This window comes from Planifilum fulgidum (assembly GCF_900113175.1).
Taxonomy (GTDB): Bacteria; Bacillota; Bacilli; order Thermoactinomycetales; family DSM-44946; genus Planifilum; species Planifilum fulgidum.
In genome coordinates this window covers 141069-164371 of sequence record NZ_FOOK01000001.1, presented here as the reverse complement: position 1 = coordinate 164371, position 23303 = coordinate 141069, and the positions used below count along the sequence as shown (strand labels likewise).

At 58.9% G+C, this 23303-nt stretch carries 22 protein-coding genes and 1 pseudogene; 19 read left to right on the top strand and 4 right to left on the bottom strand.

Going from position 1 to position 23303, the window contains the following annotated elements; all coding sequences use genetic code 11:
• Nucleotides 1-5: 5 nt before the first annotated feature.
• Nucleotides 6-1331: an AAA family ATPase gene (locus tag BM063_RS00740; protein ID WP_092035447.1), complete on the bottom strand. Its 1326-nt coding sequence runs from the start codon at nt 1329-1331 to the stop codon at nt 6-8.
• Between BM063_RS00740 and BM063_RS18425 the strand changes: the two are divergent.
• The 9 genes and pseudogenes from BM063_RS18425 to BM063_RS17135 all read left to right on the top strand — a co-directional run.
• Nucleotides 1330-2043, top strand: a pseudogene (locus BM063_RS18425) (YczE/YyaS/YitT family protein); the annotation flags it as partial. The gene BM063_RS00740 and the pseudogene BM063_RS18425 sit on opposite strands and share 2 nt — an antisense overlap.
• A gap of 67 nt (nt 2044-2110) precedes the next feature.
• A complete protein-coding gene (cymR, locus tag BM063_RS00730) occupies nt 2111-2533 on the top strand; it encodes a cysteine metabolism transcriptional regulator CymR (protein WP_092035409.1) in 423 nt (140 codons plus the stop codon).
• A 6-nt stretch (nt 2534-2539) separates the two neighbouring features.
• Nucleotides 2540-3697, top strand: a complete 1158-nt coding sequence (locus BM063_RS00725; RefSeq protein ID WP_092035408.1) for a cysteine desulfurase family protein — start codon at nt 2540-2542, stop codon at nt 3695-3697.
• Nucleotides 3698-3863: 166 nt separating this feature from the next.
• Nucleotides 3864-6116 carry an SF1B family DNA helicase RecD2 gene (gene recD2, locus BM063_RS00720; RefSeq protein WP_092035407.1) on the top strand — a complete coding sequence of 751 codons (2253 nt, stop codon included), beginning with the start codon at nt 3864-3866 and terminating at the stop codon, nt 6114-6116.
• A 64-nt stretch (nt 6117-6180) separates the two neighbouring features.
• Nucleotides 6181-6693, top strand: coding sequence for a PRC-barrel domain-containing protein (locus BM063_RS00715; RefSeq protein ID WP_092035406.1), 513 nt, complete (start codon nt 6181-6183; stop codon nt 6691-6693).
• Nucleotides 6694-6704: 11 nt separating this feature from the next.
• A complete protein-coding gene (locus BM063_RS00710; RefSeq protein WP_092035405.1) occupies nt 6705-6899 on the top strand; it encodes a hypothetical protein in 195 nt (64 codons plus the stop codon).
• A 22-nt stretch (nt 6900-6921) separates the two neighbouring features.
• A complete protein-coding gene (locus tag BM063_RS00705; protein ID WP_092035404.1) occupies nt 6922-7134 on the top strand; it encodes a hypothetical protein in 213 nt (70 codons plus the stop codon).
• Between the two features lie 135 nt (nt 7135-7269).
• Nucleotides 7270-8334, top strand: coding sequence for an AI-2E family transporter (locus BM063_RS00700; protein ID WP_092035403.1), 1065 nt, complete (start codon nt 7270-7272; stop codon nt 8332-8334).
• 705 nt (nt 8335-9039) lie between these two features.
• Entirely contained in the window at nt 9040-9270 is a 231-nt protein-coding gene (locus BM063_RS17135; protein ID WP_143085186.1) for a hypothetical protein, read from the top strand.
• Between the two features lie 142 nt (nt 9271-9412).
• Here the strand turns inward: BM063_RS17135 and BM063_RS00690 are convergent, their stop codons facing one another.
• Nucleotides 9413-10366, bottom strand: coding sequence for an EamA family transporter (locus BM063_RS00690; protein ID WP_092035401.1), 954 nt, complete (start codon nt 10364-10366; stop codon nt 9413-9415).
• A 41-nt stretch (nt 10367-10407) separates the two neighbouring features.
• Nucleotides 10408-11370 carry a cytochrome c oxidase assembly protein gene (locus tag BM063_RS00685; RefSeq protein ID WP_092035400.1) on the bottom strand — a complete coding sequence of 321 codons (963 nt, stop codon included), beginning with the start codon at nt 11368-11370 and terminating at the stop codon, nt 10408-10410.
• Between the two features lie 213 nt (nt 11371-11583).
• On the opposite strand from BM063_RS00685, the gene BM063_RS00680 reads away from it, so the two are divergent.
• The 9 genes from BM063_RS00680 (at nt 11584) to BM063_RS00640 (ending at nt 20409) form a co-directional block, all read left to right on the top strand.
• On the top strand, nt 11584-12627 hold the full coding sequence (locus BM063_RS00680; protein ID WP_092035399.1) for an acyltransferase family protein: 1044 nt from the start codon (nt 11584-11586) through the stop codon (nt 12625-12627).
• Between the two features lie 345 nt (nt 12628-12972).
• Nucleotides 12973-15597 (top strand): alanine--tRNA ligase, encoded by a 2625-nt coding sequence (alaS, locus tag BM063_RS00675; protein ID WP_092035398.1) that lies wholly within the window; start codon nt 12973-12975, stop codon nt 15595-15597.
• Nucleotides 15598-15800: 203 nt separating this feature from the next.
• Nucleotides 15801-16052: an IreB family regulatory phosphoprotein gene (locus BM063_RS00670; protein WP_092035397.1), complete on the top strand. Its 252-nt coding sequence runs from the start codon at nt 15801-15803 to the stop codon at nt 16050-16052.
• Between the two features lie 16 nt (nt 16053-16068).
• A complete protein-coding gene (gene ruvX / locus BM063_RS00665) occupies nt 16069-16545 on the top strand; it encodes a Holliday junction resolvase RuvX (RefSeq protein ID WP_092035396.1) in 477 nt (158 codons plus the stop codon).
• Complete coding sequence (locus BM063_RS00660; RefSeq protein WP_092035395.1) at nt 16532-16843, top strand: DUF1292 domain-containing protein; 312 nt, start codon at nt 16532-16534, stop codon at nt 16841-16843. The genes ruvX and BM063_RS00660 overlap by 14 nt, the downstream gene beginning before the upstream one ends.
• A gap of 6 nt (nt 16844-16849) precedes the next feature.
• Entirely contained in the window at nt 16850-17146 is a 297-nt protein-coding gene (locus tag BM063_RS00655; RefSeq protein WP_245751948.1) for a DUF1292 domain-containing protein, read from the top strand.
• A 103-nt stretch (nt 17147-17249) separates the two neighbouring features.
• Nucleotides 17250-18308 carry an endolytic transglycosylase MltG gene (mltG, locus tag BM063_RS00650; protein ID WP_092035394.1) on the top strand — a complete coding sequence of 353 codons (1059 nt, stop codon included), beginning with the start codon at nt 17250-17252 and terminating at the stop codon, nt 18306-18308.
• Between the two features lie 167 nt (nt 18309-18475).
• Entirely contained in the window at nt 18476-19108 is a 633-nt protein-coding gene (locus BM063_RS00645) for a TetR/AcrR family transcriptional regulator (RefSeq protein ID WP_092035393.1), read from the top strand.
• 71 nt (nt 19109-19179) lie between these two features.
• Nucleotides 19180-20409, top strand: a complete 1230-nt coding sequence (locus BM063_RS00640; protein ID WP_092035392.1) for an MFS transporter — start codon at nt 19180-19182, stop codon at nt 20407-20409.
• Between the two features lie 155 nt (nt 20410-20564).
• Here BM063_RS00640 and BM063_RS00635 read toward each other — a convergent pair whose 3' ends face one another.
• Entirely contained in the window at nt 20565-21137 is a 573-nt protein-coding gene (locus BM063_RS00635) for a YitT family protein (RefSeq protein ID WP_092035391.1), read from the bottom strand.
• Between the two features lie 134 nt (nt 21138-21271).
• On the opposite strand from BM063_RS00635, the gene BM063_RS00630 reads away from it, so the two are divergent.
• Entirely contained in the window at nt 21272-23086 is a 1815-nt protein-coding gene (locus BM063_RS00630; protein ID WP_177198905.1) for a peptidoglycan D,D-transpeptidase FtsI family protein, read from the top strand.
• The last annotated feature ends 217 nt before the right edge of the window (nt 23087-23303 follow it).

Genomic DNA, 23303 nt, shown 5'->3' with positions numbered 1-23303 from the left:
TCTTTTCACACTTCCTTCCCTTTGATCCGGCGGATCCATTCCTTCAGTTTTCCTTCGTATCCGCGGTCGGAAGGATGGTAGAAGGTCTTGCCCACATGTTCGTCGGGAAGGTATTGTTGTTCCACGTATCCCCGGGGGAAGTCGTGGGGGTACAGGTATCCGATGCCCCGGCCCTGCTCCCGGGCCCCGGAGAAATGGGCGTCCCGCAGATGGGGAGGCACTTCGCCCCGGGATTCCTCTCGGACGGCCCTGGTGGCCTCCGAGATGCCGCGGATCACCGCGTTGCTCTTGGGGGCGGTGGCGATGTAGATGGCGGCCTCCGCCAGCGGGATGCGGGCCTCTGGCATCCCCACGGTTTCCACAGCATGGGCGGCGGCGGAGGCGATGAGAAGGGCACGGGGATCGGCCATGCCCACGTCTTCGGCGGCGTGGACGAAGATGCGGCGCGCGATCAGTCGGGGATCCTCCCCGGCTTCCAGCATTTTGGCCAGATAATACAGGGCGGCGTCCGGGTCGGAACCGCGCATGCTCTTGATAAAGGCGGACAGCATGTCGTAATGATTGTCGCCGCTCTTGTCATAACGGACCATTTTGCGCTGGATGGATTCCTCGGCCGTGTCCAGGGTGATGTGCCGAATGCCCCGCTCGTCGGGGGAAGTGGTCAGCACGGCCAGCTCGATGGCGTTGAGGGCGCTGCGGGCGTCTCCCCCCGCCGTGCGGGCGATGTGGGCCAGGGCTTCCTCGTCCGCTTTTACCCGGTATTGGCCCAGCCCCCGTTCCTCATCCTCGAGGGCGCGCTTCAACAGCAGGATCAGCTGCTCTTCCGTCAGGGGGACCAGCTGAAACACCCGCGAACGGGACAGGAGCGCGGCATTCACCTCAAAGGCGGGGTTTTGGGTCGTGGCCCCGATCAGGATGATGGTTCCGTCCTCTACATAGGGAAGCAGGGCGTCCTGTTGGGATTTGTTGAAACGGTGGATTTCGTCGATGAACAACACGGTCCGCTGTCCGTACATTCCGAGCCGTTCCTTGGCCTCCTTCGTCAGCCGCCGGATGTCGGAAACTCCCGCGGTGACCGCGTTCAGCTGTTCGAAGTGGGCCTTGGTGCTCCCGGCGATCACCCTGGCCAGGGTGGTTTTTCCCGTTCCCGGCGGGCCGTAAAAAATGAGGGAGGAAAGCTGGTCCGCCTCGATGGCCCGCCGAAGCAATTTTCCGGGGCCGAGGATGTGGGATTGGCCCACGAATTCGTCCAGTGTCCGGGGGCGCATGCGGGCAGCCAGGGGGGCTTTTTTTTCGGTTTCCATCTGATGGCCGTACTCAAACAGGTCCATGGCCGACATCTCCTTGGCGAACAGACATTCCTTTTTCATGCATACCACATTCGGCGGCGCGGGGCAAGGGAGCGGGTGTTATGGGGATTTTCCGAACGGAGGGAATAGAAAAAAGCGGGAGTGGGGAGAGATGAGGATGTGTGGATTCAACGGTAAGGAAGTCAGGGATCGTCTGTGGCGTTGGATGTTTTTTGTGGCGGGTCTGTGGACCATGTCCCTCGGCGTTGTCCTCACGATACAGGCGAATCTGGGCGTGTCTCCCTGGGACGTGCTCCACATCGGGCTGGCTAAGACGACGTCCCTGTCCATCGGGATGTGGGTTCAGCTGGTCGGCCTCGTTTTGGTCGCCGTCACGGCGTGGATGAAGCGCAGGCTCCCGGAGATCGGAACGGTGCTCAACATGGTTCTGGTGGGCCTGTTCATCGACGCCTTGCTCTATTTGGACTGGATTCCGGCACCCTCTTCCCTTTTGGTCCGATGGATTTTTTTGGTTTTGGGGATCGGTTTGGCCGGATTCGGTGCGGGGATGTATATCGCTTCCCGGTTGGGGGCGGGTCCGCGGGACGGTTTGACCCTGGTCCTGTCGGAGCGGACAGGATGGTCGATCAGCCGCATCCGGACGGTCATGGAAGTGGCGGTTTTGGTGATCGGCGGATTGCTCGGCGGGCCGGTTTCCGTCGGGACGCTTCTGTCTTCGGTTTTGATTGGACCCGTCATGCATGTTTCGATACAATTTTGGGAGAAGCGTTTGAAGACTGTAGCGGGAAGAGGTGTTCAACTTGAAAGTGTCCACCAAAGGCCGGTACGGACTGACCATCATGATGGATTTGGCGGCCAACTACGGGGAAGGGCCGGTCTCCCTGAAGCGGATTGCGGAACGGCATCAGCTGTCGGAACATTATCTCGAGCAGCTGATTGCCCCCCTGCGAAACGCGGGTCTGGTTAAGAGCGTCCGCGGCGCTTACGGGGGATACAAATTGTCGAAGGCGCCGGAGGATATCACGGCGGGGGAAGTGATCCGCGTGTTGGAGGGGCCGATCATCCTCGTGGATGTGGAAGAGGAAAACGATGCGTCCCGCCGGAAACTGTGGAAACGGGTCCGGGACGCCATCGCCGAAGTGCTGGACAGCACCACGCTGAGCGATCTCATTCAAGAGTCCTCCGACAAGGACGAAACGGACGGCTACATGTTTTACATATGACGGGTGATGAACATGGCGATCTATCTGGATCATGCCGCCTCCACGCCGGTTCACCCGGAGGTGCGGCAAGCGATGCTTCCTTATTTGGATGAATATTTCGGGAACCCTTCCAGCCTGCACCGGTTCGGCCGGGACGCCCGGCAGGCGGTGGATGAAGCCCGGGACAAGCTGGCGGGCGCGCTGGGGGCGGAACCGGGGGAAATCGTTTTTACCAGCGGCGGGACGGAAGCGGATAATTTCGCGCTGATCGGGGCGGCGATGGCGGGGAGAAAACGGGGGAAGGATCATGTGATCACTTCCGCCGTGGAACATCACGCGGTGCTGGAGACCTGTCGCCATCTGGAGCGAATCGGGTTTCGGGTGACGTATCTTCCCGTCGACGAAACAGGGGAAGTCCGGTTGGATGCGCTCCGGGAGGCCATCGATGACCGAACCGCCTTGGTCAGCGTCATGTACGGCAACAACGAGGTGGGAACCCTGCAGCCCGTGGAAGTCATCGGCGAAATCGCCCATGGGCACGGAGCCCTGTTTCACACCGACGCCGTTCAGGCTTTCGGATATGAACCGCTGAACGTTCGCGAGCTGCCGGTGGATCTGTTGTCGGTCTCCTCCCACAAGATCAACGGTCCCAAGGGGGTCGGCGCCCTCTATGTGGCCAAGGGGGTTTCCCTGATTCCCCACATGTTCGGGGGTTCCCAGGAGTTGCGGCGCCGGGCGGGGACGGAAAACGTTCCGGGCATCGTGGGCTTCGGCAAGGCGGCCGAAATTGCCGCCGCGTCCCGCCGGGAGCACGTCGAACAGGCGCGGCGGTGCCGCGATGCGATGATCCGGGTGTGGGAAAAGGAGGGGATCGACTTTGTCGTCAACGGTCATCCTCGCCGGCATTTGCCCCACATTTTGAATGTCAGCTTCCCGGGAACGGAGACGGAAATTTTGCTGATGAACCTGGATCTGGAAGGAATCGCCTGCTCCAGCGGCTCCGCCTGCACCTCGGGAACGCTGGAAGTCTCCCACGTGCTGAAGGCGATGAATCTGCCGGAAGAGGTGCTTCGATCGGCGGTTCGGTTCAGCTTCGGACGCGGAAACACCGTGGAGGAAGTGACCCGGGCGGCGGAAACGACGGCCAGGCTTGTGCGCCGGCTCACGGGACAGATGGCCGGTTGATGCAGGGGCGTGCTGCGGCGGTGCCTTTCTTCAGGAGAAGAGGCCGCGGCGCGCCCCTTTGTTTTTTGCCGATATCCTGAAGCCTGGGCGGCAATTTCGGGTAGAATGTATGTTCCTTTCCCTCTATACTAATAATTGAAGAGCGCTGCATAGAGGTGCGGATTCGATGAAACAGCCCCGACTGGATCTCTTTTCGGAAGGATACTTGAAGGGATCCCTGATACAGGAGATTTATCACAACGAAGAAAACGGCTTCGGCGTTTACCTGATCCGGGTGGAGGAGTCGAACGAACCGCTGGATACCGATGAAGTGGTGATTGTGGGCCATTTCATCCGTCCCCATCCGGACGAGGTGCTCACCTGCTACGGGGAGTGGGTGGAACACGCCCGATACGGCCTCCAGTACCACGTCCACCGGGTCAAGAAAGAGGTTCCCCGATCCGCCCAGGCCGTGGTCAAATATTTGTCGAGCGGGCTTTTTCCCGGCATCGGCAAGGTGACGGCCCAGAAAATCGTGGATCATCTCGGGCCGGACGCCCTGGACAAGATCGCCGCCGATCCCGATGTCCTGTCCGACGTCCCGGGCCTCGGCGCCTCCCGCTCCCAATTGATCGCCGAAAATCTGCGGAAACACCACGCCATGGAACAGGCGCTGGTTTTTCTGTACGAATTCGGCATGGGTCCCGCCCTCGCCCTGAAGGTGGTCCAGCAGTACAAGCAGGAGACGATGGAGCGCATCAAGGAGAATCCCTATCGCCTGATTGACGACGTGGAAGGGGTGGGATTCCGGCGGGCCGACGAGATTGCCCGACGCCTCGGGGTGGCGCCCGATTCCCCCGAACGGTTTCAGGCCGCCGCCCTGTACGCCGTGAAGGATGCCGCCCTTTCCGGCGGCCATGTCTTTGTGACCGCGGAGGAGCTGGATGAATGGATCGACCGGTTGCTCGCCGATGACAATCCCTTTTCGAAAGAGGAGCGAAAGCGGCATCTCGCCGACATGGTGGGAGAGGGGCGTTTGCTTGAGGAGGATGGGAAATATTATCTCCCTTCCCTTTATTATGCGGAGCGGGGAGTGGCCGCCCGGATCAAGGCCCTTCTGGCGGAGGAAGTGGAGGAGATTCCCGTCCAGGAATTGTACCGGGCCGTCGGGGAGGTGGAGGAGGAATTGGGCGTCGCCTACGCCGAAAGGCAGAGGGATGCGATGATGACCGCCGTCACCTCACCCCTGATGATTCTGACCGGCGGGCCCGGCACGGGCAAGACGACGGTGATCCGCGGAATTTGCCATCTGTTTGCCCGGTTGAAGGGATGGTCCCTCGATCCGAAGGCCTATGAGGGAACGGAGCGTCCGTATCCGATCCGGTTGGTGGCCCCCACGGGCCGGGCGGCGAAGCGGATGTCGGAGGCGACGGGATTGCCGGCGATGACGATTCATCGCCTGCTGGGTTGGAAAGGGGAGTTTTTCGAGCACGACGCGGACAACCCCATCACCGGCTCCCTTCTCATTGTCGATGAAGTCTCGATGATGGATCTCTGGCTGGCCAACCAGTTGCTGCGTTCCGTGCCCCGGGGAATGCAGGTGATCCTGGTGGGCGATCAGGATCAGCTGCCTCCCGTGGGGCCCGGAAATGTGCTTCATCACCTGCTTCAGGTGGAGGAAATTCCCCGGGTGGAGCTGACGGAAATTTTCCGTCAGGAGAAAAACTCCTCGATCATTCACCTCGCCCATTCCCTGAAACAGGGGGAACTGCCCGACGATCTTCTCGAGCCCCGGCCCGACAGGCGCTTTTTTCCCTGCGGCCGGGAGCAGGTCCTGGATGTGATTCTCCAGACCTACCGCCAGGCCCTGAAACGGGGATACACCCTGTTCGACGTGCAGGTGCTGGCGCCGGTGTACAAGGGACCGGCCGGCGTGGATCGCATCAACCGCACCCTTCAGGAGGCGGTGAACCCGGGTTCCCCGGATAAAAAGGAGATTGTCTGGGGCGATCACGTGTTTCGCCTCGGCGACAAGGTGCTTCAGCTGGTGAACCATCCGGAACATCCCATTTACAACGGCGACATGGGATTGGTGGTGGCGATCCAGGAAGGGGCCGGCCCCGATGAGCCGGTCCTCTGGGTCCGCTTTGACCGGCTGGAGGTTCCCTACAAGCGGAGTCAACTGAACCAAATCGCGCTCTCCTATGCCTGTTCCGTCCACAAGGCCCAGGGTTCCGAATTTCCCATCGTCATCTTTCCCGTCCTTCATGCTTACCGGAGGATGCTCCAGCGCAACCTGATTTATACGGGAATCACCCGAAGCAAATCGTACCTGATTTTGTGCGGGGAGCTTCGCGCCCTTTCCTTCGGGGTCCACAGGCAGGACCGGCAGGAGAGAAACAGTTGTCTGGTCGACTTGCTTCGGTCTTCCGCATGGTAACGATCCCCCAGCATCGTTTTCCCGGGCTGACCCATACTATGGGTAGCGGAAGGAGGAGGACCCCTTGCGCAAATCCCGGGACGTCATCGGCCTGCCGGTCATTGTCTCGGAAACGGGTAAACAAATCGGGACCGTACGCGATTTGTTGTTTGACGGTCGGCAAAATCTGCGGGGGGTTTTGCTGGAAAGGGATGGGTGGCTGCGGCGCGGCCGGTTTATTGCAGTGGAAAACATCGCGGCATTTGGTGCCGACGCCGTCATGGTCGACAGCGAAGACGTGGTTTCTTCCCTTGGCGACGAGCAGAGGGAATGGGTCGGACTTCTGTCCGGAGATCGCAAGCTGAAGGGACGGCCCGTCATCAAGGCGAGCGGACGGGAACTGGGTTGGGTGGAGGATGTCTATTTTCGCGAAGAAATGGGAACCCTGATTGGATACGAATTGTCTGACGGATTCCTGTCCGATGTCCTGAGCGGCCGCAAGGTGCTGAAGCCGGGAGCGTTGCATCTGACCTGGGGAAAAGATGTGATCATCGCTCCCGACGAGGACATCCCTCTGCATGATGCCAACGGAAAGTAGGGAAGAAATCGATGCTTCGCTGTCCGAACTGCAATTCCCATGACCTGGGGAAAGTGGGCACCAACCAGTATTATTGCTGGCACTGCTTCGTCGAGTTGTCGGTCACGGGTGGCCGGATTGAAGCAGTGTACCAAGTGGAGGAAGACGGAAGTCTCAGCTCCCTGAATGACCTGTTTTTGGACCGTCCCAATCAGGCGAACCCGTGACCCCAGCGAGGAGGGTTACCGGATGTACAAACGTTATCTTGCGCGTTTGGCGATGCTTTTTACAGCCGTCTTTCTGATCAAAAAGTGGAGGGACGGCCGGGGAAGGATGCGCTTTTCTTCCCGACGGCACGGTATCGCGCCCAAATGGTTTATGCGGATGCAGATGAATAAGGAATTCGGGAGGATGATGTTCCGGGTCATGGGGAACCGGTTGATGCGCCGCATGGCCCGATGAAAGCGGCCCTCCGCGGCCGGCCGGCTGACCTCCGGGTGTGTCCCGGAGGTTTTTTCGTAGCATATCCGGCGCACATTCGAGTATTTTTTTGGATGAGCCCCATCGCTGCCCCCGCTAACAGGGAGGGTGGTCCCTATGGAAGGTTTTTACAACCGGAAGATGTATCTGGCGTTCATGACGCTGATCATCCTGGGAATCGTTTTTCTGCTGGTGCAGATCGCCCCGCTCCTCAAAGGGTTGTTTCACTTTCTGAAGGCGGTACTCATGCCCTATGTGATTGCCGTCATCATTTCCTACGTGCTTCATCCCGTCGTCAATCTCATCAGCGGGCGGGCGTTGCCCCGTTCCGTGGCGGTGCTTCTCATCTATTCGCTGTTCATTCTTTCGATCTGCATTGTCTTTGTCAACATGACGCCCTTGCTGAACACCCAGATGAAGGAACTGGCCGAGCACTTTCCCCAGTGGAACATGCAGATTCAGTCCTGGATTCAGCAGTACAACGACAACAAGTACTTGCTTCCGGAAAGCGTTCGAGCGGGAATCGAAAAATCCCTGGACCGGCTGGAACAGGCCGTCACCGACGGCATCGGCAACCTCGTGACGGGATTGGGGACCACCCTTAACCAGCTGTTTCTGGCGTTGATCGTTCCCTTTCTGGTGTATTACATGCTGAAGGATGCCCAGGTGATCGAACGTTCCTTCGTCGGCCTTTTTCCCGGACACCGGCGGAAGGAGATCCTGCGCGTGCTGAGGGACATCGACGAGGCGCTGGGAAATTACGTCCGGGGGCAGCTGCTGGTCTGTCTGGCGGTGGGAATTTTGGCCTACATCGGTTATCTGGTGATCGGCCTTCCCTATGCGCTTCTCTTGGCCGCCCTGGTGGCCCTGTTCAACATCATTCCCTATCTGGGCCCCTTTTTCGGAGCGATTCCCGCCATACTGGTGGCGCTGAGCGTCTCCTACAAAATGGTGTTTTACGTCATCATCGTCAACCTGGTGGTTCAGATGCTGGAAGGAAACGTCATCTCCCCCCAAATCGTCGGGCGCACCCTTCACATGCATCCGCTCCTCATCATCTTCGCGCTCCTGGTGGGCGGTGAAGTGGGCGGGATCTTGGGGATGATCCTGGCGGTGCCCTTTTTCGCCGTCTGCAAAGTGATCCTGGAACATGTGGCCCTCCATTACATCCGCAGGTCTTAGTGAAAAGCCGGCGAAATAGCGCCGGCGTAGACGAGGTCGTTTCCGCTTGTCCGGTCTCCGGGCCCTCGGTCGGGGCATTATCCCCAAAGGGCATCCGCTGAAGACCAGATGGTGGGGGAAAGTACAAAAGGATGGGTGCAGAGCACCCCGTACCGAACCCCTTTCATCCTGAGCGCCCAAAACCTTCTCCCGCGCTTTTGAGCGCGATAGCCGCATGAAAAGATCCAGATGAGCTGTTGCCCATTCATCCTTGAAATTCGGGAAAGTTCAGGATCCACAGGATCAACCAGGGGAGGGGGAGTTGGGACCAGGCTGCCGGCGTCCTCCCTTTCGCCCGGTCGCTTCCTTCAGGATACTTTCCGCAAGTTCCAAGTCAATGAAGCCTGGGCACTTATCCATTCCGGATGCCCATGGCCTGTCCAAAACATTGGACAATCCGAAAAATATCGGACGGTTTCCAGCGGTTGAACCACTTATGGATTCAGGGGGTGTCATCCCGGACCTGAGGGATACGGCTGGAACGTCCAGATCGGCGTGCTGCCCAATCGCAGCATGGCACCTCACTTATCGGGATTTTGCGACTGGCGCGGTGATTCAAATTCCAATCTCATGGGTCCGATGATGCAACAACTTGTTCCTGAAAAAGCGGCCGTTCGACGGCCGCTCGATTTTCTTTATCGATGCCTTAGTTTGGGCATGTCTTTCTTGAGATGGACGATTCTGAAGAAGTGCAGGGAAAGGCGGGATGATCGGGCCGGTTTGAAGCCCTGCGAGCCCCCCGGAGGGGAGGAGAACCGCCGCCGATTGGCCCATGCCCAGGTGGACGGATGTGGTCGGATCAAGCCCGGAGGACGGCACGAAGGAGGCGGAATCGGGGGAATCGGGATCGGCGCAAGGGCTGTCCCGATTCGTTTTCTGGCTCCTGGTTTTGATTAAGCCGCCGGGCCCGGCGAAGTCGCAGGGCTCCGAAAAGGGGAACGAAAATTGCGGAAATCAGCGGGAAACGGCTCCAGCATTTGAGGATCACGGCGGCGTCTGCCGGGGCGGGCCGGCTGATCCGTCCGGCAGCTCGCATATTTCATCCTTCCTGGAGGGTTTGTTTCCGCCCGGCGGCGGAATCTTCGCCTTCTTTCCGCTTTTCCTTCTCTCCCGTCGACAAGAGGACGACGGTGGCGATGATGCACAGGGCGCCGACCCACTCGGGGAGCCCGAAGGGAACTTTCAGCCACAGAACGGCCGCCACCGCGGCGGTCAGGGGTTCCGCGCTGGCCAACAGGCTGGTTTCGGTGGGACGAATGTAGCGAAGACTCTCCAAATAAAGAAAAAAAGGGATCAGGGTGCCGAACAGGATGACGAACAGGACAAAAAGGGCATTAAGGGGCGTCCAGGTTCCGCCGGAGGGCCAAGGGGGATGGATGAGGGAAAGTCCGACACCCCCGATCACCATTCCCCAACCGACCACCGCGGCGGAACCCCACCGCTTCAGCAATCCCACGGGATACAGCGTGTAAAAGGCCAGGGCGGCGGCGGATCCCAGTCCCCAAAGGAGGGCCGCCCACGAGATGGACAAACTGTCCGGGCGTCCGCCGGTCACCAGCAGAAAGGTGCCGATGAGCGCCAGCAGGACGGACGCGGTTTCCTTGGCCCTGGGCCATCGACGCTCGGAAAGGGCCAACCAGACGGTGATCAGCGCGGGGCCCAAATACTGCAGCAGGGTGGCCGTGGCGGCGTTGCCGGCGGCGATGGCGGCGAAGTAGGTGTACTGAACGGCCAACATGCCCAGGATGGCGAACAACAAAAGGCGCAACCGATCGCCTGTGTCCCGCCAGATCCCTTGAACGGCCTTGTCCTTTCTCAACAGGGAAACCCCGATCAGGAGCAGGGAACCGGAAAGGATCAGGCGCACCGTCACCATCCATCCGGGGGAAAAGCCTTCGTTTTGAAACAGGTGTTGGGCGACGGTGCCGGACAATCCCCAACAGACGGCTCCGGTGAGGACCATGGCAAATCCATACAGCCGGCGGTTTTTCATGGATCAACTCCCCTTCTGCGAAAGCGAGACGGTTTCGATGTTTAAGGGTCGATTCGCGGGTTCTTTTTTTGCCTCCGATCCGGGAGGGAGATGACCTTCGGAGACGATTTTCTCCGTTTTTTGGGGGATCTGTTTTCAGAGGAGGAGACCTCTTTCCCCAAAGCCACCCTTTGGTTGAGAAGAAGGCGGGCCACCGCCTCCTTCTCCGCCGTTTTCCGGCTTAGAGGCTCTTTTCTTTGTTCCTTGCGCACCCACCGGAAAAACCAGTAGGTCAGGGTTCCTCCGAAAAGGAACACCTGAACCAATTTCATCCAGGCCCCGGCGATCTTCTGTTCCGTCACCGGATCCAGGGCAAAGGGATTGGTTGCCGTCTCGTAGACGTGATACAAAGAGACGTCGGCAAAGAGGAGCCAGAAGGAGACGGGGGTGAGCAGCAAGGCGCTGATGGTGAGGTATATCATTTTTTTCCATTCATTCAGGCGCTCCCACCCGCGCAGTGGGGGAAACACCGGAAACCACATGAGGTACGCCGTCAGCACCAGCAATCCCTCTGCGATTGCCCACGGAAGGGGACGGGAGGCCAGGGCGTCAAACACCGGCGGATAAAAAACGATGAAAAAAGTGAGATGAAACGAGATCAGGGCGATCGCCGGATGCGTGAGAAAAGAGAAGACGGCCCTTCTCCATCGGCCCCCGGCAAGGGGACCCAGCAAGCCCGGGGGAAGGCCCGGAAGCACGAGGATCGGGGCGAACCAGCAGAGAAGCGACAGACGGAGCATCTGGACCGAAAAGGAGTGGTGGGCCATGGGTGCAAGCGGACTTCCCAGGGCCGCATAACTGAGGAGGAGCCCCGAGTAAAAGGCGGGTCTTCCCCTTTTCCATGGCGCGTTTGAAAGGGGCGACGGCGCCGGAAGCCATCGAATCGCCCCCTCGTAAAGAAGGGCGCAGGCGAAAAGGACGCCCGCCCAAATCGAATCCCACCGCCCCGGAAAAGATTCCCACATCTTTAGCCCCTCATTTCAAATCCGTTCTATGCTTCGATTCTACCACAAGGGAGCAGGCCGTTCTCCCCCGGGTATTTCTGTCATCGAAACATTTGCCGCAAAAGTACCGTTATGGTAAATGGAATGTCCTTTGCCCTCATAAAAAATTTTTCATCAGGATTCTTTCTATGATCCTGTTTTTTTTATGCTTGGCTTAGGGGGTATTTTCATCTTATGGAAAAAGGAGAAGGTGCAGCTCCACAGAAGGTTCGGGATCCGTTTTTTGACAACGCCAAATTCGTGTTGATCACCCTCGTGGTGATCGGTCACACTTACACCAGCTTAAGGCACGAGAGCGAGTTCATTAAATCGGTTTATTTCCTCATCTATTCCTTTCACATGCCGCTTTTCATTCTGATTTCCGGTTATTTCACCAAGAATTTCAATAAACCGGAATATTACCGGAAGACCATATCCTCCGCGCTGATTCCCTACCTGATCTTCGAAGCGATTTTTTCCGTGTTCCGTCACATCCTGTACCAGACGGAGAATTTAAAACTGACCTTTCTGGTTCCCTCCTGGAGCATGTGGTTTCTGCTGAGCCTGTTCCTGTGGCGCATGCTTCTTCCCTATTTTCTGCAGTTTAAACATCCCTTGCTTATAAGCGTTGCGGTGGCGGTGCTTGCCGGATACGTCGACAACATCGATGATTTTCTCAGCCTGCAGCGAACTTTGGCGTTTTTCCCCTTTTTCCTGTTGGGTTTCTATCTTCAGAGGCGCCACTTTGAGGCCCTGCTGAACTGGTTCACCCCGCGAAGGCGCCTCTTGTCCGTGGCCGGAATCGCCCTGGTGTTTTTCCTGTTGTACTTTACGGGACCCTCCCGGGATTGGCTGCTCTACGATAAGCCTTATGCGGAGTTCGGATACCCGGAATGGTATGCGGGATTGTACCGGCTCGGTTTCATGGGGCTGGCGCTGATCATGTCCGTGTTCGTGCTGAGCCTGGTTCCCCGCCGGAAAACCTTTTTCACGGAACTGGGCAGCCGCACCCTGTACGTGTATCTTCTGCACGGCTTTTTCATCCATCCCTTCCGGGTGCTGTCTCCGGAGGACAACTATGCGGGACCCGTTTTGTATCTCCTTACGACCCTGGCGGCCTTTGTCCTGACCCTGCTTCTGTCTTCCCGCCCCGTCCAAAGGGTCACCCAGCCGCTGGTGCAGCCGAAAATCCGTTGGATATTCCGAAAAAACCGTTACGACCGGGCCATGTCGTCCTAGTTGAAAGCGCTTTTGGATGTTTAAAACGGCGGGGAATCGTTGTATAATAGGGAATATCAACGGCCGGACATGCTTAAAAATTGCGCGATCCAAAGCGATGACGGAACCGAAGTAAACCGCTCCTTCCGAAAAGAGAGGAAGACCCGCGGCTGAAAGGTCTTCCCGGATCAGGACGGTTGAAGGCCAGTTCCGGAGCGCGGGCAAACCCCGCCGGCGAAAAACCGCCGTTACCCGATAACGAGAGACCGCTCTTTTGCGGGCGGTAATCGGGGTGGTACCGCGGGAGCCTTCCCGTCCCTGGGACGGGGAGGTTTTTTATTTGGAGATACAGGGAGGCGAGATGGGATGAAAGCGAGTGAAATCCGGAGGAAATTTCTCGACTTCTTTGCCGAAAAGGGACATCGGGTCGAGCCGAGCGCGTCGCTGGTGCCGGTGGATGATCCGTCCCTTTTGTGGATCAACAGCGGCGTGGCCACGCTGAAGAAGTACTTCGACGGGCGGCTCAAGCCGGAAAATCCGCGGATCGTCAACGCCCAGAAATCGATTCGCACCAACGACATTGAAAACGTGGGCTACACCGCCAGACACCACACCTTTTTCGAGATGCTGGGCAATTTCTCCATCGGCGACTATTTCAAGGAAGAGGCCATTCTCTGGGCCTGGGAGTTTTTGACCGATCCCAAGTGGATGGGATTGGATCCCGACCGGCTGTCGGTCACCATTCACCCGGAGGATGATGAGGCGTACCGCATCTGGCATGAGAAGGTGGGCCTTCCCGAGGAGCGGATCATCAAGCTGGAGGACAATTTCTGGGATATCGGGGAAGGGCCGAGCGGACCCAATACGGAGATCTTTTACGACCGGGGCGAGGAATTCTGCGATCCGGACGATCCGGAATGCTATCCCGGCGGGGAGAACGAGCGTTATCTGGAGATCTGGAATCTGGTCTTCTCCCAATACAATCACAATCCCGACGGAACCTACACCCCGCTGCCCAAGAAAAACATCGATACGGGCATGGGGCTGGAGCGGATGGCTTCCGTCATGCAAAACGTGCCCACCAACTTCGACACCGATCTGTTCCAGCCGATCATCCAGGCCACATGCCGTGAGGCGGGGGTCACCTACGGCGAAAACCGCGAAACGGATATCGCCCTCAAGGTGATCGCCGACCATATCCGCGCCCTCGTCTTTGCCGTGGGCGACGGGGTGCTGCCCTCCAACGAGGGGAGGGGCTACGTGCTTCGCCGGTTGCTCCGCCGCGCGGTCCGGTACGGCCGGGTGCTGGGCATCCAGCGGCCCTTCCTGTACAAGCTGACGGGAGTGGTCGCGGAGATCATGCGCGACTATTATCCGGAGCCGGAGGAGAAAAAGGAGTTCATCGAGCGGGTGATCCGCGGGGAAGAGGAGCGCTTCCTCGAGACCCTGAGCGAAGGTTTGAACATCCTGGAGGAAGTGGCGGACAGGGCCCGGAAGGAGGGACGGTCCGTCATCACCGGCGAGGAGGCCTTCCGCCTGTACGACACCTACGGATTCCCCATCGATCTGACGGAGGATTTCGCCCGGGAGCGGGGGCTTACGGTGGATCGGGAAGGCTTCGAGCGGGCCATGGAGGATCAGCGGGAGCGTGCCCGGTCCGCCCGGAAGGATGTGGACAGCATGCGGGTGCAGGGGGGCGTCCTGTCCGAACTGAATGTGGAATCCCGCTTTGTCGGATACACGGAGACGGCGGTCAGCACCCGGGTGGCGGCGATCATCCGGGATGAAAAGCTGGCGGAAGAGGTAGGTGTTGGGCAAACCTGCACCCTGATCTTGGAGGAGACTCCCTTTTACGCCGAAAGCGGGGGACAGGTGGCCGACAAGGGATGGATCGTCACGCCGAAGGCCCGCCTCCGGGTGGAGGATGTGCAGAAGGGACCGCGCGGGGAACACCTGCACACGGCCCGGGTGGAGGAGGGAAGCCTCCGCCTGGGAGACCGTGTGGAAGCGACCATCGATGCGGACCGGGACGACATCCGCAAAAACCACACCGCCACCCATTTGCTTCACAAGGCGCTGAAGGAAGTGTTGGGCGATCACGTCAATCAGGCGGGATCCCTGGTGGCCCCGGACCGTCTGCGCTTCGACTTCACCCACATCGGGCCGATGTCGGAAGAGGAGCTCCGGGAGGTGGAGGAACGGGTCAACCGGCAGGTGTGGGCCGATACGGAAGTGGAGGTGCTGATCAAACCCCTGGAAGAGGCCAAAAGGATGGGAGCGATGGCCCTCTTCGGGGAAAAATACGGGGACATCGTCCGGGTGATCCGCATCGGCGATTACAGCCTGGAGCTCTGCGGGGGAACACACGTGAACCGGACCAGCGAAATCGGGATGTTCAAAATCGTGAGCGAAGGCGGGATCGGTTCGGGCATCCGCCGGATCGAAGCGGTCACGGGGCGCTACGCCTACCGCTATTTGGACCATCACCTCGGACTGTTGAAGAAGGCCGCTTCCCTCCTCAAGGCGAATCCGGCCGATGTGATCGAGCGGGTGGAAGCCCTTCAGGCGCGGATCAAGGAACTTGCCCGGGAAAACGAATCCCTGCGGGATAAGCTAAATCATCTGGAAGCCGTCCAGCTGGCCGACCGGGTGGAAGAAGTGGAGGGGGTCCCCGTTTTGACCGCCAAGGTGGGGGCCTCCGGCATGGACGATCTGCGCCGAATGGCGGACGACCTGAGAGACCGGGTGAAGGAAGGAGTCATTGTGCTGGGCGCCGTCTCCGGCGGCAAGGTGCAGCTGGTCGCCTCCGTCTCCCCCCGCTTCGTGGAGGCGGGGCTGCACGCCGGCCGCCTGGTGAAGGAAGTGGCCACCCGCTGCGGCGGCGGGGGAGGCGGACGGCCCGATCTCGCCCAGGCGGGCGGAAAACAGCCGGAAAAGCTGGATGAGGCCCTTCGGGTCGTGCCCGATTGGATTCGTCGCCATATCCGGTGAAAGGGATCATTTTTTCCGCAAACCGGGAATAAGAAAAGAGGGAATGAGAAGCTTCGCACGGAAAAAAGAATTGTAAGGAAGGAAGGGGGTTGTGTCGCGGAACCCCGTTCTTCGGACGGGAGGAGGCGGCATAACCCCTTCAGCCCAAATTATGGGCACCGGTTTCAGGCGGTCACCAACACAAAAGCGAGGTTGAGGGATCCATGGACGAGACGATGAAATTCGACCTCCGCGGAGAGGAACAGGAAGTGGCGCCCAAGGAGGTGCTCATGCTCGTTTATGAAGCCTTGAAGGAGAAGGGATACAACCCGATCAACCAGATCGTCGGGTATCTGTTGTCGGGGGATCCCGCCTACATTCCCCGGCACAACAACGCCCGGGCGATGATCCGCAAGGTGGAGCGGGACGAGTTGATGGAGGAATTGGTAAGATTTTATCTGCAATCGCACAAGTGAAAGGATGCAAACTAAGATGTGTTCAAAAAGGCGGGAACGGTCGGATCCCTTTTCGCCCCCCTCCCGGATCATGGGATTGGATGTGGGAAAAAAACGGATCGGAGTGGCGGTGAGCGACCATTTGGGCTGGACCGCCCAGGGGGCGGGGGTGATCGACCGGACGCGCCCCGACTGGATGCAGCGCCTGGAGGAACTGATTGAAGAAAACGGAGTGGGTGCCATCGTCGTCGGACTCCCCCGCAACATGGACGGGTCGGTCGGGCCGCGGGGAAAGGCGTGCCAGGACCTGGCCCGCCGGCTGGAGGACCGCTTTTCGCTTCCGGTCATCCTCTGGGACGAACGGCTTTCCACGGTTGCGGCGGAACGGACGCTCCTTTCCGCCGACATGAGCCGCATAAAGCGGCGCAAAGTGATCGATCAGATTGCGGCGTGCTGGATCCTGCAGGGGTATCTGGACGCCCAAAGGAGGAAGCAGAACGATGAAAAACCATGAAAGCGAACCGGAATACATCTACATTCCCGATGAAGAGGGGAACGAGGATCGATTTGAAATTTTGTTCACCTTTGAACGGGACGACACCGGAAAAAAGTACATGCTGGTCACCCCGGCCGATGATGACGCGGAGGATGCGGAAGAGCAGGAGGTGTACGCCTTCCGCTATGAGGAGGATGGGGACAACCTGACCATCCACCTGATCGAAGACGAAGAGGAGTGGGACATGGTGGAGGAAATGTTCCACACCATCATGGAAGAGACGGAGGACGAAGACTCCTCGTCGGCAAACGGATGATGCCCTGTGGACCGGAACGAGCCTTTGGCCAGGGAAGTGCGTGTCCTTCGCGACATCTACGGCGGAAAAGTGATCCTCGTGGATGAAGAGGGGAAGGAGAAAGAGCAGGCGTATCACATCTTGAGGGAGATCGAGCTGGAAGGCCGTCACTATTGCGTTCTCCAGCCGGAGGAAAGCGGAGAGGAGGACGCCTACATCTTCCGCGTGGGCGATGATCACAAAATCGAACACGTGGAGGATGAAGAGGAGTGGGAAAGGGCTGCCGAAGCCGTTGACGAGCTGTTGTATTTTGACGAAAATTGACGAACACGCGGGGCCATGCCCCGTTATTTTTTTGGGGCAATTGTGCTAACATAAAAGGGCCAAGCATCAGACGCTACATAAGGTTGAGCATGGGGGAAACGTGATGAAGTGGCTGATTCGGTTGTTTCTTACCTGTTTGCTCTTCGGAGCGTGGGCCGTCGTGGGCTATTTTTACGTTGACTACACTCTCGGTTCTCCGCTTCGGCAGGAGCCGTTGGAGATGGAAATCCCGGAGGGTGCTTCCACTGCGGAAATCGGCGCGCTCCTGAAGGAACACGGACTGATACGCAAATCGTGGTTTTTTGCTCCCTATGTGTGGTGGAAGGGATATGCCGGCAAACTGAAGGCAGGAGTGTACGAAATCCCGCCCGACGCCCAGATTGATGAGGTCCTTGCGATCCTTACCGAAGGAAAGCAGAATGTCGTGCGGGTGACCATACCCGAGGGGTTTACCGTGGAACAGATCGCCGATCGTCTGGCGGGGATCAAAGAGCTGGGGATCGACCGGGAAGCGTTCCTCGAGGCGGTGCAAAAAAAGGAGTACAAATATTCTTTTGTACAAAACATTCCGTCGAACAAGGACCGGAAATATTATCTGGAAGGGTACCTTTTTCCAAGCACCTATCATTTTGAGAAAAACACCAAACCCGAGGAAATCGTCGACCGGATGTTGGACCAGTTCAACCGCCGGCTCGAGAAGGAAGGGGTTCGCGAAGAACTGAAGAGGCGGAATCTGACCGTCGATGAATGGGTGACGGTCGCTTCCCTGATCGAGCGGGAAGGCCGGGTGCGGGAGGAACTTCCCACCATCTCCGGCGTCATTTACAACCGCCTGAACCGGGGGATGCTGCTGCAGGTGGATGCCACGGTTCAGTACGCCCTGGGGAAACAGAAAGAGATTCTCACTTATGATGACCTGAAGGTGAAAAGTCCCTACAACACGTATTTGAACAAGGGACTTCCCCCCGGGCCGATCGCCAATCCCGGTGAAAAGGCCCTGGAGGCCGCGATGCAGCCCCAAAAACACGATTACCTCTTTTACGTGACCAGAAAGGACGGATCGGGGAAACATTATTTTGCCCGCACCGAAGCCGAGCATCAGGCCAACATCAACCGGAGCAAACAAAATCAGCAGAGCATGTCAGCTGAAAACCGAGACTGAAAAAGGGGGGAATTCCCCCCCTTTTTTTGCTCCGAAGAAGGAACGTTTCGCAAAAGTTTTCCTCACCGCCGGGAGGAAGGTGTCCTCCGGGGAACTGTCGGGTTGCGACGGCAGGAAAATCGTATTACAATAAATATACCGAACGGTCGGTCTATGGAGGAATACCCATGGGCAAAGGAAGAAGCGACGGAGAAATGACCCGTCGCATGATCATTGAGCGGGCGAAGGAGCTTTTTGCCCGCAAGGGATATGGTGCCGTCTCCATGAACGAAATTTGTGAGGCGGCCGGGGTGAGCAAGGGGAGTCTGTATCACCATTTCGCGGGAAAAAAAGAACTGTTTTTGACCCTCGTGGAAGAGAATATCGAGCATTGGAAAAAGCAATGGGAAGAGAAGCGGCGCAACCTCACTTCCGCCACGGACCAATTGTATGCGTTGGCGGAGCACTATGCCGATGAAGTGCAGGACCCGCTGTCGAAGGCGCTGGAGGAATTTGTCCGAAGTCACGGGTCGGACGAGGAGACTGTGGAACGGTTGTGGCAGCTGGCCCAGTCACAAACCCAGGCCTGCCGGGAAGTGCTGCGGGAAGGAATGGAACGGGGCGAATTCGTGCGTGAAGATCTGGACGACGCCGAGCTGATCGTCAGTGCCCTGTTTGAAGGTTTGGGCAAGATCTTTTTCGATGATAGCGGCAGGCTGGTGGAGGATACGCGGGCGATGAAGGAGGAAGCGGTCCGGGTGAGCCGAAAGGCGGTCCGGATGTTGCTCCATGGAATGGCTGCCGGTCGCAAAGGTCACTAGGAATCCCCCAAGAGGGGGATCCTTATTGAATTAAAATTGGACCGAACGGTCGGTCTGGTGGAGGTATCCCTATGCAACGTTTGTTGTCTAACCGGGTGTTTCGCTTGGTGATGGTGTCCGATTTTTTGCAGCACACGGCGATTTGGATCCGAAATATGGCACTCCTCTTCTATGTGATGGAGAGGACCGGCGGGGATCCGGTGGCAGTCGCCCTGCTGACGGTGGCGGAGTATGTCCCGATCTTTGTCTTTTCGGTCATCGGCGGGGTGTTGGCTGACCGCTGGAACCCGAAACGGACGATGATCGCGGGGGATCTGATGAGTGCGGCCTCGGTGGGTGTGATCCTTTGGTTGTTGACAAAGGGTTGGTGGGAAGCCGTTTATGTGGCGACCTTTGTGTCGGCGGTGGTGAGCCAGTTTTCCCAGCCTTCCTCGGCCAGGATCTTCAAGAGGCATGTTCCCGACGGGGACGTTTCCGCTGCAGTCGGTCTGTCCCAAAGCTTGATCTCCCTGTTTTTGATCGGAGGACCGGTTTTGGGAACATGGGTGTACCAAAATTTCGGTCTGTTTTTTTCCCTGGAGGCCATCCTGTGTCTGTTTCTGTTTTCGGCAGGAATCCTCACCTTGTTGCCCCACGATCGGGGGCGGGAGGATCGGGGAGAGACTTCCCTGAGCTACGAATTGGCTGCGGGACTCCGATTTATCCGTTCGAACAAGGTGCTGGTCCGTCTGATGATCGCTTTCGCCGTCATCGGGGCCGGTGTGGGCCTGATCCAACCGTTGGAAGTGTTCATTGTGACCCATCGGTTGGGCTTGCCGAAAGAGACCGTACAGTGGTTTCACGCGGCCGAGGGAATGGGGATGCTCATGGGAGGGGCATTGGGCGCTGTCATTGCCGGTCGCATGGAGGGCCGCGCCATGCTGTCGGCCGGCATCCTCTTCCTCTCCTTGTCCGCCGTGGGGGAAGCTCTTTCCGGATGGCCGTTGTTGACCTGGGGTTTCCGGTTTACGGGCGGCTTTTTCCTCGCCTTTATCAACATAAGCGTGGGGACGTTCATCATCCGTCGCATCCCCGAAGCGATGGTCGGCCGTGTGAACGGCTTGGTTACTCCAATCTTCACGGGCACGCTCCTTGTCGGTTCCGCTCTCTCGGGATGGTTGATGGTGTGGATCGGATTGATTCCGGTCATGCTGGCGGCGGCTGCAGTGATCGCCCTGGCCCTATTTCCCTCTGCCGGCGTCCGTGTCGGGGCGCATTTGGAAGAAACATCTGTCGCCTCCCCGCAAACGCGGTCGGAATGAATGGTGACGGGAAAAGGCAATTGTGGGTTGAGCGACACCTCCGCGACGGCGGAGGTGTCCGGCTTCATGGGACGCTTCGGGACGGAAAGGCGAGCAAAAGGAAAGCTTCCCTTCTTGTGCGGGGCTGGAAGTCCCCGACTTGGCCGGGGGCCTTTTCATCCATCCGTTTTTCCGGCGCTTACGCACACCGATGTGGCAAAACCGACGGCGCTGATCGTCAGCAGGGTGTGAAGAAGCCGGCGGGGATCGAGGATCGGACTTCCGCAGGCGATCACCAGGACATCGATCAGAAAGATGAGCACCCCCGCGTTCCAGCCCGTCCGTTCCGACACATATTGGGCGATCAGATCGGTTCCCCCCGTGCTGGTTCTGTGCCGAAGCATGATTCCGACACCGGTCCCCACCAGGAGTCCTCCCATCATGGCGCTGGGGAGCATGGGCAGGAGAAACCAACCCCGAAAGGGAGAAAGTCCGTCGATCATCAGGGAGGAGACCGAAAGCCCGACCAGGCTGTTGAAAAGCAGACGCCGGTCCATCTTTCCGATGAAAAGGTAAATGGGGACGCTGAGCAGAAAAATGGAAAGCCCCGTCTTGAATCCCCACAGATAGCGCATGATCAGGGCCAGGCCGATGATTCCGCCGTCCAGCAGGCGATGGGGGGAAAGGAAGAAATTGATTCCCAGGCTGATCAACAGCCCTCCCAGGAGTATGGGCAGGATGGGTGGCATGCGGGGTCTTCCTTCACGGTTTGTCCATACATCGTATGAAAGAGGGAGAGGGAATATGTCCTGCCCTGCGGGCGGGGGGAATAGATCTTTCCTTCCATGTCGAAGATGGAGATGACAGGGAAGGCGGGAGATCGATGGACGGAAGGAAAACCCGTTGGCGCAGTTACGGGCTGGCCCTTTTGTTGCTTTTGGCCTTTGCAGGCCTGATTTTGCGCCTCTCCACGATTCAACTGAATTCGACGCGCATCGCCTCGACGGTACAGCCGTCCCTGGTCGAGGGGGCCGAGAAGCAACACACCCAGGAAATGATCGTCGAAAGCGGCAGGGGAAGCATTCTGGATCGCCGGGGGAAACCCTTGACGGGCGAGCGGGGGTGGCGGCTGATCGCTTTTCCCTTCGCAAAAAGCCATCTGTTGGCCCATGAGGAAAAGTTGATCCGGCTGGCGGAGATCATCGGAGTGCCCCATCGCCTGTTGGTGGAGAAGTTGTCCGCGCTGAAGTCCCCCGGGGCGATCGACCGGGAAGGCGGAAGCGATTTGATGCTGACCGACTCCCAGGTCCGGGAGATTGAAGCCCTGGACATTCCAGGGATTTACGCGATGGAATCGGACGATCGTCTGGATCCGGACGCACCCGCCCGGCAGCTGATCGGACGCACCGAACGGAACCCCTTCCTCCTGCGCCGGTGGTACGGGGAGGAGCTTCGGCGGGGCGAGGTGGACGCCCATTCCCAGGTGGGAGTGACGGGCCTGGAGGCGGCCTTCGACTCCTTTCTGCGGGGAAGCGGGGAACATGTGCTCACCTACGTCGTCGACGGAAAGGGGCGACCCCTCAACGGGTTGGATGTCCACCGGAAAGAGACCCGGGGCGGAAGCGGAAAAGAGCCCCACTCCCTTGTGACCGCGCTGGATCGGGAGGTTCAGGGGATGGTGGAGCGGATTCTCGAGGAGGAGGGGGTTTCGGAGGCCGCCGTGGTCGTGCAGGAGATCTCCAGCGGGGACATCCTGGCCATGGCCAGTCGGCCGCTTCCCGGGAAGGGGAGGGAGGAGCAGCAGCCCTGGGACAACCGGGCGATCATGGAAACGGTTCCCGGTTCCATCTTTAAAACCGTGGTGGCCGTGGCGGCGCTGGACACCGGAAAGGTGAAGCCCGGTGAAATCTTTGTCTGCGAAGGGGAGCTCGGCCGCTACGGATTGACCGATTCCCACGGCAAGGGACACGGCAAGCAGACCTTTGCCGAGGCCTACGCCAATTCCTGCAACATCGTCTTTGCGCAAGTGGCGGAACGGCTGGGCGGGGAGACGATCGAGGCGTATGCCGAAAAGCTGGGTCTGGGACGGCCCGTTCTCTGGTCGGGCCGCCTTTCCGGGAAGGAGTTTCGCCATTTGCCCGGGGAGCAATCCGGTTTGATCTTCGCGGAGGGGACGCCGAAACAGGACGGAGGAGCCGTCGCCCAGACGGCCATCGGACAGCGGGACGTCCGGATGACGCCGGTCCAGGCGGCCAACATGGTGACCTCCCTGTTTCACCAAGGGAAACTGCCGAGCCCGCGCGTTGTCCGGGAGATCAGAAACGGGCGGGGAAAGGCGGTGGTCCGATTTCCGGTCAAGCGCCTGCCGGTGGACCGCCCGGTACAGCCGAAAGTGCTTGAGCAGGTGAGGGGCATGATGCGCAAGGCCGTCACGGACGGGACGGCCGCCGGGCTGAAGGGGGCGGAATGGGCTTTGGCCGGTAAGACGGGAACGGCGCAGCTCGGAAAGGACGGCGGTTACAACAAGTGGATGGTGGGCTTCGGTCCCTATGAAAAGCCCCGCTATTCGGTGGCGGTGGTGATCCGCTCCGTGTCCGACGACGGCGATCCCCGCGCCCTGCGCATCTTCCGGAAGGTGATGGACGGACTGAAAAAGATGGAGATGAAACGGGCCGAAGCGGCCTGTTCGGGGGATTGACGACTCTTCGGAAGGGAGCGAGTTTCCGTCAGGCGGCCCTTGCCGGGGGCTGCGCCCCCGACCTTTTTGGAAGTGTTGCGGAAACGATCCTTCCCCGACGTCCAGATGGTGTACCGCTTTTCGCCACATGGCGGCACGCACCCTTTCTTCCGACGTCATTTTTTGTCAGCGGCTTCCAAATGTCCGCATTTTTCAGGGAACGATTTCCCCTCAGGCG